Source organism: Kiritimatiellia bacterium, assembly GCA_028715905.1.
Classification (GTDB): Bacteria; Verrucomicrobiota; Kiritimatiellia; order JAAZAB01; family JAAZAB01; genus JAQUQV01.
Genome location: JAQUQV010000011.1, coordinates 30,547 through 47,933 on the forward strand (window position 1 = coordinate 30,547; position 17,387 = coordinate 47,933).

Sequence of the window (17,387 nt, forward strand, 5' to 3'; positions counted from 1 at the left end):
GAAAATTGCGGACGGCGCGGTTATAAGCCGGATTTTGTGTTCCGGCCGAAATCCGGCCGGAATGATGATCATTTGTCTTATATTGGAACAAGTTTTAATTGCCCAATAGTTTCAGCGATCAACCCGAAACTGCTCGCCGCGAAGCGAATCAGGCGGGCCGCCTGAACAGTTTCCTATTTGATCTTGCTCCGGACGGGGTTTGCCTTGCAGCCGGACATTACTGCCCGGCCCGGTGGTCTCTTACACCGCCTTTTCACCCTTGTCCCTGCGGATTACCGCAAGGACGGTTTGTTTCTGTGGCACTTTCCATCTCTTCCGTTTATTCGGAAGATTTCCCGTTGTTTACCAGGCCGAAGGCCTGATTTACATCGGGACGCCCTGCCCTTTGGAGTCCGGACTTTCCTCCCCGGCCGATTCAAAACCGGCCGGAGCGATCATCCGCCGCGCCTTCCGCAAAAATCAATTATCAAGGAACGAGGTATAATATGCGGCCGCAGAAAGAACAGGCAATCAAGTCGGATTTTTTTTTCAGGTCGCAGATGACTTGCGCCGGCAGGTGCATACGGCACCCGGCGCAGGCGCCGTTCTCAACCGCGACCAGGGCCTGGTCCCTTTTATTTTCAAGGATGCGGTTATATTTTAAGAGCCAATCCCCGGCAATGCTTTTTGCCAGATGATCCCGGTCCGCCTGCAGTTGCCTGATTTCGGTCTCCAGACCGGCCTGCCGTTCGCCGAGCGCCTGCAAACGCTCTTTAATTGCGTTTTCAGTTGCCCGTAAATTTTCCAGGGCTTTTGATTCTCTCTGCCGGGCTTCTTCCGCCATTTCCATGGAGGTTATCTCCCGGTCTTCCATAACCTTTATTTCCTCGTTTAAATTGACGATTTCCTTATTCAATGCCTTGAACTCATCATTGGACTTGATTTGAAACTGCTGTTCGCGCAATTTTGCTATTTTCTGGCGGACAGATTCAATCTCAAGCTCGGTTTTTTTAACCTCGGACTGATGAGCCATTAACTCGTCCTTTGCGGTTTTAGCCGCAAGCCGCATCTGTTCGGCCTCGCTCTCCGTTTCCTTGTATGCGCGCGGAATCTGGTCAATCTCCCTTTGACAGCGCATAATCCGCATATCCCGCTCCTGGACAATGAGGAGCTTGCTGATTGTTTCCGAAAAACCGTCTGAATTCATGCTGAAAATATATATTTGTTTTTTATTATCCGCAAGCTAAATTATCAGGGAGGGAGGCAACATGAATAAGCAACGGGATGTGAAAAGACGGACCGGCCTTGCGGACGGCATTACCATATTGCGCAGAAGCATTCAGCGGTATCCGGGCAACCCGGCGGAGGCGAAGCTGGAAGTTTTCCCCAACCCGCGTCCGGATCGGGATTACTGGATTCATTTTGAATGTCCGGAATTCACATCGCTCTGTCCGATAACCGGCCAGCCGGATTTCGCCCTGATAACGATTGACTATATCCCGGCCAAGCTTTGTCTGGAAAGCAAATCATTGAAATTATATCTGTTTTCCTACCGCAATACCGGAGTGTTTCACGAAGACGCGACAAACCGCATTCTGGACGATATCGTGAAAACATGCCGTCCGCGGCGGCTGACGGTGAACGGCCGGTTTAATTCCCGCGGCGGCATTGCCATTACGGTCAGGGTTGAACATCCAAGCCTGATCGCGAAAAGGAAGGCTTAAGGGATCATGTTTTACGGGCCGGCTTGTCAAGCTCACGCCGCACCGCCTTGGCAAGCTCCTCGCATTCATAAGGCTTGAGGAGGCATTCCCCTGCCCCGAGTTGTATGGCGTTCTTAATGCGGTTGGTAATACTGAACCCGCTCGCCATAATTGCCTTCTGCCGCGGATTAAACTTGAGCATGGCCGTATAAGTATCCAGGCCGTCAAAGCCGTCGGGCATGATCATATCCAGAATGACAAGGTCAATGGCCGGCCCTTGTCCCGCCACCGCCTTTTTAACGAGTTCCACCGCATCGGCGCCGTTGCCGGCGCCGATGACTTTGTAACCGATTGAGCGCAGGTATCCCATGATTGTTTTGCGGAGGTCGGCATCGTCATCCACGATAAGGACTGTTTCAACTCCCTGGACGTCAATGGTTTCCGAATGATCAGCAACCTGATCCGGCCCCGTATAAACTGGGAAATAAACAGATATTTCAGTGCCTTTTCCCGGCCGGGATTGAACGTCAATCATGCCTTTGTGCCCTTTAATAATGGCATAGGCGACGGCCATGCCCAGACCGTTTCCCGGAGACGAATGTTTTCCGTCGGATTTACCGGCAAATGGCTCAAAAAAACGGTTAATTTTTTCTTCGCTGATTTCCGGCCCGGTATCGGAGATTTTTAAAACGGCATATTCGCCCGTTTCCACGGCCTCGAAACCCGATATCAGTTCGTTGATTTTGCCCCGTTCCGTCAAAACCCTGACCACCCCCGTGCCGCCGATGGCAGTATACGCATTGGCGACAAGGTTCCTTATCATTTCGATCAGGTTCTGCTTGCATCCGTTTATAACCGGCGGCTGAAGAGCGGGTTCAAAACGGAATTCAACGAGGGGAAATGCCTGCTGTTGTTCTCTGAGAAACGGAGAATCAAGCGTGTCCTCAATGATCGCATTAAGGCTTAAAGGTTCCATGGCATAGTCGCGCATCTGTCCCAGAGTGATCAGGTTGCCGAGAATTTCAATCGCCTTCCGGGCCGAGTTCTGGATCACGGTCAGGTCCTGCTTAATATCATCGCCCGGCGTCAGCTTGTTCACCATCGTCCGGGAATATTCCACGATCGGCTCAATAATATGGCGCAATTGTCCGGCGACGCCGTCCGCCAGCATGCCGAGGGATTCCATTCTCTGCGCCCGGAATAAGCGCCGTTGAAACATCTGTTCCCGCGCCACGGCCTTCTGGCGGGCGGTGGTGTCGTGCAGCACAAAAACAACACCGAGAATTTTGTCGTCAAGATGCGTCAGGGGGGCGGCATGGCATTCAACCGCTATTTGCCGGCCGGCTTTGTTAATCAAAACGACCTCGTTTTCCGGAGAGGGGCATGTGTTTTCCCGAACAATCAACCCGGGATTGATTTCAACCGCGCTCATATCCCTCTTGCGCTTCAAAACAACAACTTCGTCAAACCGGCGGCCGGTCATTTCGTCCGCTGTCCAGCCGGTGAGCGCCTCGGCGACGGGATTGCAGAACTCAATCAAACCGTCCACATTCGTTGTCAGAACGCCATCGGCGATGGAACGCAATATGGTTTCAAGCCATTCGCGGTTTTGCTTCAGCTTCAGTTCCATGGCGTGCTTATAGAGCGCCATTTCAATGGTCGTGCGCAGTTCCCGCTCTTCAAACGGCTTTAATAAATAGCCGAAGGCATTGGCTTCCTTCGCGCGGCCGATGGTGCTTTCATCGGAGAAAGCCGTAAGAAAAACAACGGGCGCGCCCGAATGCGATGTGATCTGCTTCGCGGTTTCAATGCCGTCGGTTTCCCCCTTCAGCATGATATCCATCAGAACGAGGTCGGGGGGCTTTTCCCGGGCGGCGGCCAGCGCCTCCTCGCCCGAGGAAGACACGGCACAGATTGAATAACCGAGGCCCAGCAGGCTGTTTTCAATATCCTTGGCCACAATGGCCTCGTCCTCCACAATCATGATGGAAGGCGGAGGCGCGCTGTTTTTAGGCGGCATTATTTCTGCATTCATATTTTTGTTACGGCAACCCGGCGGCGGCTTTCCGCCCCTATTCTTTCGCGGCAAAATACGCGAAACGCGGCGCTGCGACCCATGGCCAACCGGCCCCCTCCGGCAGGCGATCAACCCGGCGCGCCGTTTCTTCCATAGACACTACCAAATCCACCCGCCAAAAGCACGCCTTTAATATTGCCAGGCGGGAAAAATGTCCGCAAATTTTCTTTCCAACAAGATTAATAATGTGTAAAATGCAAAACAAATGCAAATTAATTTGGCACGGATTTTAGGCTTGGCGTTTTTTGCGATCGCCCTGGCGTCGGCGGGCGAGGCGCGCATCAAGCTCGTGGCCCTGCCCGACCGCGCCAAAACCGTTATCCGCCTGGATAATCCGCGCGCCACCCTGATAGAAGAGGAACGGCTCCTCCCCCTTCAAAAAGGGCTGAACAAGATTGATTTTTCATGGAAAGGCGTCAGCATTGACGAGGATTCCATCCGGCTTCTGCCCCTTGGCAAACCCGAAGACGTTGTGATTTTGAACGTGAGTTATCCGCCCGGTGAAGAAGCCCTGCTCTGGGAAATCAACAGCCGGGAAGCCGGCGAACAGCCAATCCGGATATCGTATCTCCTTTCCAATATAGACCGGCTTATCGCCTACCGGCTGATGGTTGACAAGCCCGAAACAAAAGCCGACCTGGCGGGATACGTAATCCTGCGCAATTTCTCGGGCGAGGATTTTGAACGCTCTGTCGTAAGCCTCGGCCAGGGCGGCCCTTTTGAACAGCAGGCGCTGAGCCATGAGGAAACGCGCCGGATTCTTTTCTTGAAGGCGCCCGCCGTGCCGATAAAAAAAACATGGACATTTGACGCCGCCCGCAAGCCCTGGGACCCGGCGGAGCTTGACCGGAACGTCGGTATTCCCGTGTTTTATGAAATAACCAACTCCCGGGAAAACAACCTCGGCCAATTCATGCTTTGGGGCGGCAAATGCCGGGTTCATCAGGACGACGGCCGGGCAACCGCTATTTTCCTGGGCGAGGATGAGGCCCAAGTCGTCCCCGTCGGCGAAAAAATGGAAATCGGCGTGGGCGAAAGCCGCGACATTTCCGTGACCCAGCGGCTCATGGAACAGCGCCGGGTCAACTTGCGCAAAAACACGGACGAACGGATCATTCTTTACGACAGCGACGAAACGATCTCCGCCAAAATTGAAAATTTCAAGGATAAACCCGCCGCATTGACCATGTTACAGCATATCCGCGGGCAATGGGAAATGGCGGAATGCAATTTGAAATACGAGCGCAAAGACGCCGAAACCATCCGTTTTTTAATTGATCTGCCGCCGCAAGGACGGCAGGAACTGAAAATGCATTATATCCGCCGGAATATCCGCCCGGGGATGGAAAACGTTTCCGTGTGCGGGAAAAAGTGAAAGGATGCTTTCTTTGCGATTGAACCGATATCGCCATCACGGGCGGCGCGGCAAACATGCCGTTACTCCGCCCTCTTTTCTCACCGCGCGGGCGATGGCTTCCCGCCCCGCCCTTATTCCGCTTATGCTTCTGGCCTTTTTTTGCGCCGCCCCGCTCCCCTCCCCGGCGAAAACCGATTTGGTTACATTGCCGGCCCGGGAAAACGTGCAGTTGACCATTTATAATTCCGCGGATCTGACGCTGGTCCGCGAACAGCGCCTGCTGACCTTGAGGTCCGGGCTGAACCGTTTGCAGTTTTCCTGGGCCGGCACCCTTATTGACCCGACGAGCCTGGAACTGACGCCGAAGGAACACGGCGATAAAATTGAGGTTGTTTCCCTGGCTTATCCGCCGCGCGTTGCGCAGGCGGGGGTTTGGAGCGTCAACAGCCGCGCGGCATGCAAGGTGCCGGTTGAAATCACCTATTTGACGAGCGGTCTTTCATGGCGGGCTTTTTACCTCGGGCTGATTTCCGAAGACGAGTGCTCAATGCGCCTGGAAGCGTACGTCCGGGTAAACAACAACAGCGGCGAGGATTACGAGAACGCCAGCACGCGTTTAATCGTGGGCACAATCCATATTCTGGATGAAATCGCCGCCCTCGCCCGGCGCCATTACCCGTATGGCACTCCCCTGCCCCTCTTGCCTGATAGCGTCCGCGTGGACGGTGATATGCGGTTGGAAGACAAAGTAAGAAGACAAACTGCCAAATCCCAGGTGGTGCTGGCCGCCGCAGGGGCCATGGCGCCGAAGGAAATCGTCAAGGAAGGCCTGAGCGAATACTTTTTATACACCATTGAAGGCACGGAAACCATTCCGCACGGCTGGGGCAAACGTTTGCCAAGTTTTTCGGCGGACAATATCGCCATCACCAATCTTTACAAGTACGAAGAGGAAAAATACGGGCGGCAGGTAACGCGTTTCATCAGTTTCATCAACGATAAGGCCAACCATCTGGGGGAAACCCCCATCCCGGACGGCCAAATGAGGTTTTTCCGCCTTATTGACAAGGCCGGCGCGCTTTCCTACGAAGGCCGGTCGGAATTCAAGTATATCCCAGTAAACAAAGAAGCGGAATTAAACCTCGGCCCCGTTGACAACGTGGTCGTTGAAATCACTTTGATGGATTTCAAAAGCGATAATTACATTTTTGACGTCCATAAAAACATTTGCGGCTGGGATGAAATCCGCGAATTCAAGGTTGAAGTCAAAAACACCCGGCCTTTGCCGGTGCGGGTGGAAATAAAACGCCGTCTGCCGGTCCCCTCCTGGGAAATGACCCGCGGCGGCGACTGCGGGAATTTTGAGAAAATTGATCTGCAGACGGTAAAATTCACGCTCTCCCTGCCGGCCGCTTCAAAAAAGGAATTCCGTTACATTGCCACAACCAGGCACGGCACGCGGGCGGAAAGATAATCGCACAGGGAGGTTCACATGAAAAACAAACTTCTGGCAACAAGTCTGACGGCGTTTATGGCATTTTGTTTTTTAGAGAACGGTTTCGCGCAGCAACAGCCTTGCTGCCAGGCCGGCGCCCCTTTCGGTCCGCCCGGCTTGAAAATGCAAAAAACACAGCCATCGGCCCGTGCCGAGGACTGGGTCAATGCCTGGCAAGCGGCCAAACAGGCCTGCCCCGGGGCGGACACCGTGGCAATTCAGTTGGTTGACCGGTTGGGGCCGTCCTTCCAGGCGTTGAAAGTTTTTGAATCCGTTACTCTGGCGGCCTTCGGCGAACTCCTCGTAATCACCGTCAAAGAAACGAAAAAAAAGGAAGAACAGGTTATCGTAATCCGCGCCGCCGACATGGTCAGAATTGAGGCCGTCCGGCGCGCGGGCGCGCAAGATTGACGATAGTGTTTTTGAGCCGCCGGGCGCAAGCTGTTTTATTCGCTTTCCGATGTATCCCCGTCAGCCGACCGGCGAGCCAGGCGGCGCGCCGCGAATTTAAGGAGCGGCACAATTGCGATCCCCCCCAGCGCAGTGAGCGCGCCCATGAGAAAGATGCGGGCGATTCCGGCCGGAGTATCCGGCCATGCCTCTCCGGCGCATGACGACTGCGGCCCGTAATACAAAAGGACAAGCGCAATGAGAATCACCGGCACGGGCAGTATCCAGGAAAGCAGACGCTTGGCGTAATCCGGAAGCGGCGCGTACCAGACCAGGCAACTGATGAACGCCGTAGCCGCGGTTCCGGCGGCATACGCCGTCAGAAGCTTCAATAAATGTTCGCTCACTTGAAGGTCTCAATATTTAATTTTTCTCGGACCGCTCATATTGGAGCAGCTGGCGGCAGGCATTAATGAACGTTTCGGACAGGCTGATCTCTTCGCGGGCCTGCGCCTCGGTGAAATGCGAGAACGCGGTATAATCGCTCAATTCGCGATAGGTCTCAAGGCGGGATAAATGACCCGCGGTTTCTTCCGTAACCGTGCCGGCCCGCACAAAATTATGATGGAACAACTGAATGACCCCGCGATGGGTTTTTGCTTCAATGCCGCGCGAAACAAGAAGGGCGCGCGCCCAATGAAAAGCGGCATAATATGCCCGTGAAACGGCGTCATTATAAAAGCCGGACGATAAAAGATGCCGGGCGGCGCCAAGCGCTTCGTCTCCGCGCCGCGCTTCGTCGTCAGAATTTTTTACGGCATTATCTTTTGTCATAAATCCATTCCTTCCCGCTGCACTTCAATGGCAAAGAGACGCTCGCGTTCCAGTAATCGGGCAAAATCCGACTCAGCCATAAATAAAGGCTGGATGAGGATGCCGCTGCCGCCGACTCCCAGTTCCGTTGCCCGGCAAATAAGCCAACGTTCATCATCGCCGGCAATATGATCCAGCAAAACAAGGATATCAATATCCGATTCCGGCGACCAGTCTCCCCGCGCCGCAGAACCGTAAAGACAAATCCGGCGCAATCGGTTTTTGAAGTGTTCCCTTGTTTCCAATGCGTATTGACGGGCCAGATTCCTCACCTCGGCCAGCTTTGTCCCGCCGGTTTCAATGTCGGTTTTGGCGATCATAATGACCATCCCAGCATGGAATTAAATTTATCATCAGTTCTGACAAAATCAAGCCGCATCGTTCCGGCAAAACGGGCGGTGAATTAAAAAACAATCGCGGAAAAGACCGGATAATTCGCCAGTTTGGCCCGTCCCTTAAGGCCGGCCAGTTCAATCAGAAAGGCGATTTCCTTTATCTTTCCGCCCAGTTTTTCAATCATGGCCGCGGTGGCCGCGGCCGTGCCGCCCGTGGCCAGAAGGTCGTCAATGACAAGAATGGTCTCGCCCGGCTGGATGGCGTCAACATGCATGCTGAGCGCGGCGGAACCGTATTCAAGCTCGTAGGATTGCTCTATTGTTTGGAAAGGCAATTTGCCTTTTTTGCGGACCGGGATAAAGCCGGCGTCGAGTTTAAGCGCCGCCGCCGCGCCGAAAATAAAGCCGCGCGCGTCAACCGCCGCCACTTTGCTGACGCTCCCCCTGGGATGGCGCTTGCAAAGGATGTTGACGGCCGCCTTAAAAAGACGGGGGTCGGCCAGGACGGGGGTGATATCCCTGAAAATAATGCCCTTCTGCGGAAAATCGGGGATATCGCGGATGGCGGACTTGATTTTTTTAATGCTCATAATTTTGCTCCTCTGGATTGTTATGGCCTTTCAACGCTAAATTAACATTTCGCAAAAAACGTTCCAAGCCAATTCTTTCAACCGGAGTTCCGCTGAATTTTTTCGCAAATTCCTCCTGATTCAAGGCGGCTAATTCCGCAAGCGGCGGCACGACGGAAGGCGGCACGTCAAATTCGGGCATGACCGGCGCCGGGCGGCGGCGGTTCCACGGGCAAACCGCGGTGCAACAATCGCATCCGAAAATCGAATTGCCTGCAAAAGGCTGCCGGGCCGGGTCAAGTCCGCCTTTGTGTTCAACGGTCAAATAAGAAATGCAGCGCCGCGCGTCAACACAATTGCCGGGCATTATCGCGCCGGCCGGACAGGCGTCAACGCAAAGGCGGCAAGCGCCGCATTGCGGCCGCAATTCACGGTCCGGCTCAAGCGCGATATTGACCATCAATTCTCCGAGAAAAAAACAGCATCCGATTTCCGGGTTGACCACGCTTCCCTGCCGGCCGATCCATCCTATTCCCGCCCGCACCGCCCATTCCCTTTCGGCCAGCGGGGCCGAATCAACACACACGCGCCCGCCGCAGGCGCGGCCGGTTTTCGCGTCAAGCGCCGCGGAAAGCTGTTTCAGCTTTGCCCGCACGACATCATGGTAATCCGCGCCGCGCGCATAGTTTGATATCGGACAATCATTTTGTTCCGCAGGATAAGGGGCGGCCGCGACGATAATGGATTTTGCCTGCGGCGCCAGGTTGCGCGGGTCGGCGCGCAGCGCCGCGCGTTTTTTCAAATAATCCATCCCGCCGCAGCAACCGCGGGAAAGCCATTCATTAAAAGCGGGAAAGGATTTGCTCGGCCCGGCGGCGGCAATCCCCACCGCGCCGAAACCGAGCGCAAACGCCTGCTCGCGGATAAATTGTTCAAGCTTCATATCCGGAAAGAGCCGGTCGCGGCAAGTTTGGATGGCGCCCCGGCCGCCTTAAGCGTCCCTTGTCAAGATCAGCATGACCTCTTCCGCCACTTCCCGCGGAGCGAGGCCGGAAGTATTTATGCGGTTCGGAATTGACTCATAGAGGCCGCGGCGCTGTTCCATCAGATTTTTAATGTTCTGGAGCTTATCGCTTTTTTCCAGCAGCGGTCGCGCAGTTGAAGAAGAAACCCGGCGCAGAATTTCCTCTTCGGCGGCGAACAGACAAATCACCTTTCCGGTCCGGCTGAAATCGCGGACATTGTCCGGATCAAGGACAATGCCGCCGCCGGCGGCGATGACCTGGTTTTTTGCGGCCGCAAGCTCACGCGCCAGTTGCCGTTCCATATTGCGGAAATACGGCTCGCCGTCCTCGGCAAAAATGCGGGCGATGGATTTGCCGGTCCGCTCTTCCAGTTCGGAATCCATGTCAACGAATTTCTTGCGCAATTGTTCCGCCAGTATTTTTCCAACTGTGGTTTTGCCGGTCCCCATGAAACCGGCGAGGATTATGTTTCCAGACATGATATTTTCCTGTCAAATGGAACGGCTTAAGGCGGGCTTATGCCCGCAACCCAAATTAAAAAAAAGAACAACTACGGAGTCGCCGAGGCACGGAGTTAAACAAGAGGAGCTTTTGGTCAAATTTGAGGCCGGCGTCCCGCCGCTCCTAAATTTGACAAACCCAGTTCTCTTTTGGAGGAAGACGAGAGATTCCATCTGTTCTTCAACCGCCATTTTATGCTCCTTCTTTCTCCAATACAGTTCGTTGCTTGAAATCAGGTTTTGCGTCCGGTAAAATCTGATTTCAAGCAATCTCTTCTTCGCATCCTATCTCTGTGGTGAATCTTTTCAGATCAAACTTTCCTGTTGTTTGGCACAGCTTCAAACGTTTAAGATGCGCTCCGCAGCCAGCCCAAATACGCGGACCACCAATCGCTTCCCCCCGCCATCCAGACGATTGCCGCCAGAGCGAGATACGGTCCGAACGGGATTTTACTGCCCATGCCTTTCCGCCCGCACAAAACCATGGCAAGCCCGGCCAGGGCGCCGGCCAGGGAGGCGATCATAATCGTGAAAACAACCGCCTGCCAGCCGAGGAAAGCGCCAAGCGCCGCCAGCAGTTTCACATCCCCCATGCCCATGGCTTCCTTCCGGAAAGCCAGGCGGCCGAGTTCTCCGACCAGCCAGAGAGACATGCCGCCGATCAGCATTCCCACGAATGCGGTGCGGAAAGATTCCGCATGGGTGTTCACCCCGTGGAGTTGCGGAAAAACAATGCTGATCAGCAACCCGGCAAAAATGCCGCCGATTGTGATCTGATCGGGGATAATCATGTAATCAAAGTCTATGAAGGTGGCGATAATCAACCCCGTTGCGACCAGCCAGTAGACAAGAGTCCGGACGTCAAATCCGTAACGCAGGAAAACGACCAGGAAAAGCGCGCCCGTCAGCAGCTCAACCAGAAAGTAACGCCGCGATATTTCACCCGTACAGGCCCGGCAGCGGCCGCCCAGAAAAAGGAGGCTTAGCAACGGGATATTGTCAAACCAGGCGATCAACGCCCCGCAATCCGGACAATGCGAGCGCGGCACGATTACGGAACGCCCCAGCGGCATGCGGTAGATGCAGACATTTGCAAAACTGCCGATACATGTTCCCAGGATGAAAGCGATAATGCTGTAAAAAACAAATATTGCGTAAGGCATGAAAGCCCCTTAAATCTGGATCACAACTCGCGTCCGTACACGGCTTTTTCCAGGGTTTTGCGCATGACGTCAATCGGGGCTTTTTTTCCGGTCCAGAGTTCCAGCGCAAGCGCGCCCTGGAAGAGAAGCATATCAAGACCGTTGGCGGCCAGGGCGCCCGCCGCCCGGGCAATTTTCATCAGCCCCGTTTCGGGGAACATGTAAATCAGGTCGTAAAATTTTTGTTTCCGCGAAAAGGCGTCCTTGTCAAGCAAGGGAAGATCGTTCGGGTGCATGCCGACCGGCGTGGCTTGCACCACCAGGTCGGCGGAACGCGCCGCGCGGTTGCGCGCCGCGCGCGGCGCGGGCGCGATTTCAAGGTCAATGCGCGGCCGGGCGGCTTTGATGTCCACCGCCAGTTTTTCCGCGCGTTTCAGGTCGGAATCGGCCAGCACAATTTTTTTTGCGCCCGCCCCGGCGCAGGCCAGGGCCACCGCGCGGCCGGCTCCGCCGCAGCCCAACAGAAAAACAATCTGCCCTTCCGGCGAGCATTTAAAAGTTTTTTTGAGCGCCGCCAGAAACCCATGCCCATCCGTGCTGTAGCCTTTCATGCCGCCGGGAAAGAACTTTACGGTGTTCACCGAGCCGAGCCGCCGGGCGGCGGGATCAATGTTTTTCAACCCGCGGAAAGCCGCTTCCTTGAGCGGCACCGTAAGATTGACGCCGGCGAACCCCATTTCCATCATGCTTTTCAAAGTATCCAGCAACCGTTCGGGCCGGACATCAAACGCCAGGTAGACCGCGTCCAGCCCCATTTTTTCCAGGGCCGCATTCTGCATTTGGGGGGAAAGCGAATGGGCAATCGGGTGACCGATGACGGCATAGAGTCTGGTAGAGGAAGAGATGTTCATGATGCTTGCTTCCCGCCCATCGTCAAATGCCGGTTTACGCACGCCAGATAGGCGGCTGCGCTGGCCTGGACAATATCGGTGTTGGCGGCTTTCCCGCTGACAATGTCCGCGCCGAACGAGACGCGGACGCTCACTTCACCCTGGGCGTCTTTGCCGATGGTAACGGCCTGGATGGAATAATCAACCAATTTTCCCTTCACGCCGGAGATCCGGTCTATTGTTTTCAATGCGGCGTCCACCGGGCCGTCGCCGCAGGCCGCGTCCTGGATGATGTTGTCGCCTTTCTTCAGGCGGATAGTGGCGGTGGGCACGGTTTTCGTCCCGGTCGTCACATTGAGGTAATCAAGAATATACAAACCACCGGCGGCCTCCTCCATTTCATCGCGCGCAATGGCGACCAGGTCGTCATCATAGACGGCCTTTTTCTTGTCGGCCAGTTCAATGAAACGGCCGTAGGCCCGCTCCAGTTCGCGCGGGCTCAATTTGAATCCCATGCGCGCGAGCCTTTCGCGGAAAGCGTGCCGGCCGGAATGTTTTCCGAGAATGAGTTCCGAGCCTTCAATGCCGACGTCCTGCGGGCGCATGATTTCGTAAGTTGTTCTTTCCTTGAGGATGCCGTCCTGATGAATGCCGGCCTCATGGGCAAAGGCATTGGCGCCGACAATCGCCTTGTTGCGTTGAACGACCATGCCGGTGAGTCCGCTGACAAGCTTGCTGGCGCGGTGCAATTCGCGCGTCAAAACATCCGTTTTCAGATGAAAGGCGTCCGCGCGGGTCCGCAAGGCCATGACGAGTTCCTCAAGGGCGCAGTTCCCGGCTCTTTCGCCGATGCCGTTGATAGTGCATTCCACGCCGCGCGCGCCGTTTTTCAAGGCGGCCAGCGAATTGGCCACCGCCAGGCCGAGATCATTGTGACAGTGCACATTGATAACCGCCCCGGAAATATTCGGGACATTTTCAAACAGGGAGGCAATCAGCGCTCCGAATTCATGCGGCACGGCATAACCGACTGTGTCGGGAATATTCACGGTGGCGGCCCCGGCGTCAATCACGGCCCGCGTAACCTCCGCGAGAAAATCCGGCTCCGTGCGGGTGGCGTCCTCGGGACTGAACTCCACGTCCGGGCAGAGGCGGCGCGCGTAGCGGACGGCGGAGGATGCCTGGCGGAGAATTTCTTTTTTATCCATTTTAAGCTTGAAGCGCCGGTGGATGGGGGAAGTGGCCAGGAAAACGTGGATTCTCCCGCGTTTACCGGCCGGCGCGACCGCCTCCGCGCAGCGTTCAATGTCCTTTTTCAGGCATCTTGACAGGCCGGCAATGCGCGGCCCCTTGATGTTTTCGGCGATGGCCTTTACCGCGTGAAAATCGTCCGGGGATGCGATCGGGAATCCGGCCTCAATCACGTCAACATTGAGACGCGCCAGTTGGCGCGCGATTTCCAGTTTTTCGCGGTGGTTGAGGCTGGCGCCCGGGCACTGCTCGCCGTCCCGGAGGGTTGTGTCAAAAATCAAAACCTTGTCAGGTTTCATTGTCTTCTCCATAGCTTGTCATTTTTATAAAGTCACATCCACAACTCCCTTGCTATTCCTTCCCCTCCGTCCTTCCCAGGGCAATCACTCCGGTCCGGGAAACATCCACGATACCGTTTGCCCGCACCAATTCAAGGAAATTGTCAATTTCATCGCTGCCGCCGACAATCTGAATTGTGAGCGATTTATGATGGACATGAACCACCTCGGCCTTGAAGAGGGAGGCCAGCTCCATGACTGACGAGCGATTCCGGCCGGAAATCTGCACTTTTATCAAAGCCAGTTCGCGGTCAATGAACTTTTCGCCGGTCAAATCGTAGACCTTGATGACGTCCACCAGCTTGTTCAGCTGTTTGGTCACCTGTTCCAGGACGCGGTCGTCTCCGGGCACGGTCATGGTGATTCTGGAAACCGTCAGGTCATGGGTCGGCGCCACGTTGAGCGTCTCAATATTATAACCGCGGCCGGAAATCAGGCCGACCACCCGGGCCAGGACGCCGGGCTTGTTTTCAACCAGAACTGAAATAACATGTTTCATGTTTTTAACCTGTTAATGCTTTTATCCTTCTTCCTTTGTGCCTCTCTTCTTACGCCATGCTTTGAATCATTTCGGTCAGGGAGGCGCCCGCCGGGACCATGGGATACACGTTGGCCTCAGGCTCAACCATGCACTCCACGACCACGGGGCCGTCATGGGTAAACGCCTTTTTCAAGGTTGCCTCAACCTGCGCGCGCGCCTCCACTCTGAGTCCGAGCGCGCCGTGGGCTTCGGCCAGCCTGACGAAATCCGGCAGGTATTTGGCGCCTTTTTTTGTCTTGATGTTTTCATTCTTGCCGCGCTCCGCCTGTCCCAAACGCGTGGCGGAATATTCCTTTTTGTAAAACAGTTCCTGCCATTGCCGCACCATTCCCAGGTAACCGTTGTTCAGGATAACGATTTTGATCGGCACGTTATGCTCAACCGCCACCACCACTTCCTGGAAATTCATCTGCGCACTGCCGTCGCCGGAAATATCAACCACGATTTTATCGGGCCGGGCGATCTGGGCGCCGATGGCCGCCGGCAGACCGAAGCCCATGGTGCCCAGGCCGCCGGACGAGATAAAAGTCCGCGGCTGGGTATATTTATAATACTGAGCGGCCCACATCTGGTGCTGGCCGACCTCGGTAACAATGACCGCCTCGCCCTTGGTCAGGCTGTAAATCTGCTCAATGACGTACTGCGGCATCAATTTTTTGGAATCGCGGTCATAAGAGAAGGGATGTTTTTCTTTCCACGCCATAATCTGTTCTCGCCATTCTTTCCTTTCCCCGGAGTCAACATGGGGAAGCAATGCGCGCAGAATGCTTTTCACATCGCCCACAACCGGGATATCAACCGGCACGCTTTTTGAAATGGCGCTGGGATCAATGTCAATATGGGCGATCCGCGCTTTGGGCGCAAATTCCGATATCTTGCCCGTCACCCGGTCGTCAAACCGGGCGCCGATTGAAACCAGCAGATCGCAATGGTGCGTGGCGTAATTGGCCGTAACGCTCCCATGCATGCCGAGCATACGCAGGGCCAAGGCGTCCGTTTCCGGAAAGGCTCCCAATCCCAGAAGCGTGGTAGTGACCGGCAGTCCGCTTTTATGCGCCAGCGCCGCCACTTCCGCGGCGGCGTTGCCTGCAATGGCGCCACCGCCGACGTAAAGGAGCGGACGGGCGGCCTTGTTTATCGCTTCCGCCAGCCGCGCGATCTGTTTGGGATGGCCATCGGTCGTCGGGTGGTAACTGCGGATATCCACCGCGTCCGGCGTCGGGGCGGACGTTGAGGCGCGCTGGACATCCTTGGGAATATCTATCAGCACCGGGCCGGGCCGGCCGGTGGCGGCGATGTGAAAAGCTTCCGCGATAATCCGCGGCAATTCATCCACGTTGCGGACCAGATAATTATGTTTGGTCACCGGGCGCGTAATGCCGGTGATATCCGCCTCCTGAAAGGCGTCATTGCCGATCATGGGGGTTGGAACCTGCCCGGTGATGCAGACCAGAGGGATGGAATCCATGTTGGCGTTGGCCAGTCCGGTCACGGTATTGGTGGCGCCGGGGCCGGAAGTCGCCAGGCAGCAGCCGACCTTGCCGCTGGCGCGCGCGTAGCCGTCGGCCATATGGGTGGCGCCCTGCTCGTGCCGGGCCAGGATGAATTCAAACGGCGCGTGGTATAATTTGTTAAAAATATCCAGAACCGAGCCGCCCGGCAGACCGAATATGGTTTTCACGCCCGCCTTTTTCAATCCGTCAATCAAACATTCAACTCCTGTGCGCATATATCCCCCTGTCAGAATAATTCGTGGTATTGGCTTATATCATACTGAAAACAAAAAACCCACCGTTTTTTTCGGCGGGTTCAAATCTCGTCCGGGTTATACGATGGTCCGTATCAGCCGGGAGGTTCTCCCACCGCGGGACGCAACACTACAAGCAGGCCGGCAACCGACAGCCCCGCCCCTTTTAACCGCGCGATGGAAGTTTTATTGCTCATGGCCAACTTTTTATCAATGCAATTTTAACATGTCAAATGTTTTTTTGTTTTTTTTGTAATGCATCAGTCTTATGGGTATTTGGTGAGATTTGATGATTCTGAGAATGCGCGGCGCATTTCGTTCGAAAAACCTCCGGCGATTCCAACCCATCTGTTCCGTTGCCGCGCTCGCGCATACACGAGTATAGCGTTTCGCGCGGCGCCGGCACATCTGGGCCGGACTTGCCGGATTTTTTCGAATCCCTTGCGGGCAGCGAAATGCGTCGCGCGGATTCATATCGCGCCAGGCAGCCCCCTTGGCGCGATGGCCCGGTTAGATCGCGGCCTGTTTCGACGTGGCATCCGGTTTTAAGATGAGTTTGCGTTAAACAACGCTGTATAACGATCTATATTGGGATCGGCCGCGATTTTATCGAGGGCGGACTTGAAAGCCTGTTCGACCAAGTCATGCCGGCATGCTGTTGTATTGACGGAACGTTTTTTTAGTGTGTGCAAGACCGTCATCAGGATTTCGCGTGTTCTGGCGCCGGCATCGGATTGGGAACCAAAACTGAGCTTGCGGGCAATGACCAGGGGACGCAATTCGCGTTCAGCAAAATTATTATCGGCTGGGATCAGCGGGTCTTCAACCCAATGAAACAGGCGTTTGCCTTTTTCGCGGAAAATATTTTGAATGCCTTGAATGGCGGGATGTTGCGCTTCCGTATTAATGACTTTCAAGATGGCGCGCTTGATCTGCCGCGCCTGGCGACAAAACTGGCCTTTGGATAAAGGCAGCCGGCGCAGACTCATGGCGCTGGCCATGAGCGGCGCCAAAGCGGCCACAAACCGACGGATTTCTTCGTTATCTCGCTTCTGGCTACGGCGTCTTTTTTTCAGTGAGTCAACGGACAAGCCTAAGAAAAACAATTTTTTCGCTTTTCACCGGCGGGCGTGGGCCGCAACGGCGCGCGCCGTTTCGCGTTCCACGGTCTCCTG

General features: G+C 55.2%; 18 protein-coding genes and 1 other RNA gene. 4 read left to right on the forward strand and 15 right to left on the reverse strand.

Going from position 1 to position 17,387, the window contains the following annotated elements; genetic code table 11:
- Positions 1-7: 7 nt before the first annotated feature.
- Both rnpB and PHP98_03870 read right to left on the reverse strand, forming a co-directional pair.
- Positions 8-450, reverse strand: an RNA gene (gene rnpB, locus PHP98_03865) — RNase P RNA component class A.
- A gap of 16 nt (positions 451-466) precedes the next feature.
- On the reverse strand, positions 467-1,186 hold the full coding sequence (locus PHP98_03870) for a C4-type zinc ribbon domain-containing protein (protein MDD5482771.1): 720 nt from the start codon (positions 1,184-1,186) through the stop codon (positions 467-469).
- A 61-nt stretch (positions 1,187-1,247) separates the two neighbouring features.
- Here PHP98_03870 and queF point away from each other — a divergent pair, with 61 nt between their 5' ends.
- The gene (gene queF / locus PHP98_03875; GenBank protein MDD5482772.1) at positions 1,248-1,703 is read left to right on the forward strand and encodes a preQ(1) synthase; all 456 of its coding nucleotides are present in this window, start codon (positions 1,248-1,250) and stop codon (positions 1,701-1,703) included.
- A 4-nt stretch (positions 1,704-1,707) separates the two neighbouring features.
- Here queF and PHP98_03880 read toward each other — a convergent pair whose 3' ends face one another.
- Positions 1,708-3,717 (reverse strand): response regulator, encoded by a 2,010-nt coding sequence (locus tag PHP98_03880; protein MDD5482773.1) that lies wholly within the window; start codon positions 3,715-3,717, stop codon positions 1,708-1,710.
- Positions 3,718-3,964: 247 nt separating this feature from the next.
- On the opposite strand from PHP98_03880, the gene PHP98_03885 reads away from it, so the two are divergent.
- The 3 genes from PHP98_03885 to PHP98_03895 are packed head-to-tail and all read left to right on the forward strand — an operon-like array spanning position 3,965 to position 7,022.
- Positions 3,965-5,134, forward strand: a complete 1,170-nt coding sequence (locus tag PHP98_03885; protein ID MDD5482774.1) for a hypothetical protein — start codon at positions 3,965-3,967, stop codon at positions 5,132-5,134.
- 4 nt (positions 5,135-5,138) lie between these two features.
- The gene (locus PHP98_03890) at positions 5,139-6,590 is read left to right on the forward strand and encodes a DUF4139 domain-containing protein (protein MDD5482775.1); all 1,452 of its coding nucleotides are present in this window, start codon (positions 5,139-5,141) and stop codon (positions 6,588-6,590) included.
- Positions 6,591-6,608: 18 nt separating this feature from the next.
- On the forward strand, positions 6,609-7,022 hold the full coding sequence (locus PHP98_03895) for a hypothetical protein (GenBank protein ID MDD5482776.1): 414 nt from the start codon (positions 6,609-6,611) through the stop codon (positions 7,020-7,022).
- 35 nt (positions 7,023-7,057) lie between these two features.
- Here PHP98_03895 and PHP98_03900 read toward each other — a convergent pair whose 3' ends face one another.
- The 12 genes from PHP98_03900 to PHP98_03955 all read right to left on the reverse strand — a co-directional run bounded on the left by PHP98_03900 (position 7,058) and on the right by PHP98_03955 (position 17,234).
- Positions 7,058-7,408 (reverse strand): hypothetical protein, encoded by a 351-nt coding sequence (locus tag PHP98_03900; protein ID MDD5482777.1) that lies wholly within the window; start codon positions 7,406-7,408, stop codon positions 7,058-7,060.
- Positions 7,409-7,424: 16 nt separating this feature from the next.
- Positions 7,425-7,835, reverse strand: coding sequence for a HEPN domain-containing protein (locus PHP98_03905; protein ID MDD5482778.1), 411 nt, complete (start codon positions 7,833-7,835; stop codon positions 7,425-7,427).
- Complete coding sequence (locus tag PHP98_03910) at positions 7,832-8,194, reverse strand: nucleotidyltransferase domain-containing protein (protein MDD5482779.1); 363 nt, start codon at positions 8,192-8,194, stop codon at positions 7,832-7,834. The genes PHP98_03905 and PHP98_03910 overlap by 4 nt, the downstream gene beginning before the upstream one ends.
- A gap of 83 nt (positions 8,195-8,277) precedes the next feature.
- Positions 8,278-8,799: an adenine phosphoribosyltransferase gene (locus PHP98_03915; protein MDD5482780.1), complete on the reverse strand. Its 522-nt coding sequence runs from the start codon at positions 8,797-8,799 to the stop codon at positions 8,278-8,280.
- Positions 8,789-9,721: a tRNA epoxyqueuosine(34) reductase QueG gene (queG, locus tag PHP98_03920; protein ID MDD5482781.1), complete on the reverse strand. Its 933-nt coding sequence runs from the start codon at positions 9,719-9,721 to the stop codon at positions 8,789-8,791. The genes PHP98_03915 and queG overlap by 11 nt, the downstream gene beginning before the upstream one ends.
- A 48-nt stretch (positions 9,722-9,769) precedes the next feature.
- The gene (locus tag PHP98_03925) at positions 9,770-10,282 is read right to left on the reverse strand and encodes a shikimate kinase (protein ID MDD5482782.1); all 513 of its coding nucleotides are present in this window, start codon (positions 10,280-10,282) and stop codon (positions 9,770-9,772) included.
- 368 nt (positions 10,283-10,650) lie between these two features.
- Complete coding sequence (locus PHP98_03930; GenBank protein ID MDD5482783.1) at positions 10,651-11,466, reverse strand: prepilin peptidase; 816 nt, start codon at positions 11,464-11,466, stop codon at positions 10,651-10,653.
- A gap of 20 nt (positions 11,467-11,486) precedes the next feature.
- On the reverse strand, positions 11,487-12,356 hold the full coding sequence (gene aroE, locus PHP98_03935; protein MDD5482784.1) for a shikimate dehydrogenase: 870 nt from the start codon (positions 12,354-12,356) through the stop codon (positions 11,487-11,489).
- Complete coding sequence (locus PHP98_03940; GenBank protein MDD5482785.1) at positions 12,353-13,885, reverse strand: 2-isopropylmalate synthase; 1,533 nt, start codon at positions 13,883-13,885, stop codon at positions 12,353-12,355. The genes aroE and PHP98_03940 overlap by 4 nt, the downstream gene beginning before the upstream one ends.
- Positions 13,886-13,937: 52 nt before the next feature.
- The gene (gene ilvN, locus PHP98_03945; GenBank protein MDD5482786.1) at positions 13,938-14,423 is read right to left on the reverse strand and encodes an acetolactate synthase small subunit; all 486 of its coding nucleotides are present in this window, start codon (positions 14,421-14,423) and stop codon (positions 13,938-13,940) included.
- A gap of 49 nt (positions 14,424-14,472) precedes the next feature.
- Positions 14,473-16,194 carry a biosynthetic-type acetolactate synthase large subunit gene (gene ilvB / locus PHP98_03950; protein MDD5482787.1) on the reverse strand — a complete coding sequence of 574 codons (1,722 nt, stop codon included), beginning with the start codon at positions 16,192-16,194 and terminating at the stop codon, positions 14,473-14,475.
- 563 nt (positions 16,195-16,757) lie between these two features.
- The gene (locus tag PHP98_03955) at positions 16,758-17,234 is read right to left on the reverse strand and encodes a transposase (GenBank protein ID MDD5482788.1); all 477 of its coding nucleotides are present in this window, start codon (positions 17,232-17,234) and stop codon (positions 16,758-16,760) included.
- Between the last annotated feature and the right edge of the window lie 153 nt (positions 17,235-17,387).

Coding starts and splice junctions, on each gene's coding strand:
- PHP98_03870 (MDD5482771.1), bottom strand. CDS start 1,186: ATGAATTCAGACGGTTTTTCGGAAACAATCAGCAAGCTCCTCATTGTC.
- ilvB (MDD5482787.1), bottom strand. CDS start 16,194: ATGCGCACAGGAGTTGAATGTTTGATTGACGGATTGAAAAAGGCGGGC.
- PHP98_03910 (MDD5482779.1), bottom strand. CDS start 8,194: ATGATCGCCAAAACCGACATTGAAACCGGCGGGACAAAGCTGGCCGAG.
- PHP98_03895 (MDD5482776.1), top strand. CDS start 6,609: ATGAAAAACAAACTTCTGGCAACAAGTCTGACGGCGTTTATGGCATTT.
- queG (MDD5482781.1), bottom strand. CDS start 9,721: ATGAAGCTTGAACAATTTATCCGCGAGCAGGCGTTTGCGCTCGGTTTC.
- PHP98_03915 (MDD5482780.1), bottom strand. CDS start 8,799: ATGAGCATTAAAAAAATCAAGTCCGCCATCCGCGATATCCCCGATTTT.
- PHP98_03925 (MDD5482782.1), bottom strand. CDS start 10,282: ATGTCTGGAAACATAATCCTCGCCGGTTTCATGGGGACCGGCAAAACC.
- PHP98_03930 (MDD5482783.1), bottom strand. CDS start 11,466: ATGCCTTACGCAATATTTGTTTTTTACAGCATTATCGCTTTCATCCTG.
- queF (MDD5482772.1), top strand. CDS start 1,248: ATGAATAAGCAACGGGATGTGAAAAGACGGACCGGCCTTGCGGACGGC.
- PHP98_03885 (MDD5482774.1), top strand. CDS start 3,965: ATGCAAATTAATTTGGCACGGATTTTAGGCTTGGCGTTTTTTGCGATC.
- PHP98_03905 (MDD5482778.1), bottom strand. CDS start 7,835: ATGACAAAAGATAATGCCGTAAAAAATTCTGACGACGAAGCGCGGCGC.
- PHP98_03940 (MDD5482785.1), bottom strand. CDS start 13,885: ATGAAACCTGACAAGGTTTTGATTTTTGACACAACCCTCCGGGACGGC.
- aroE (MDD5482784.1), bottom strand. CDS start 12,356: ATGAACATCTCTTCCTCTACCAGACTCTATGCCGTCATCGGTCACCCG.
- PHP98_03880 (MDD5482773.1), bottom strand. CDS start 3,717: ATGAATGCAGAAATAATGCCGCCTAAAAACAGCGCGCCTCCGCCTTCC.
- ilvN (MDD5482786.1), bottom strand. CDS start 14,423: ATGAAACATGTTATTTCAGTTCTGGTTGAAAACAAGCCCGGCGTCCTG.
- PHP98_03890 (MDD5482775.1), top strand. CDS start 5,139: ATGCTTTCTTTGCGATTGAACCGATATCGCCATCACGGGCGGCGCGGC.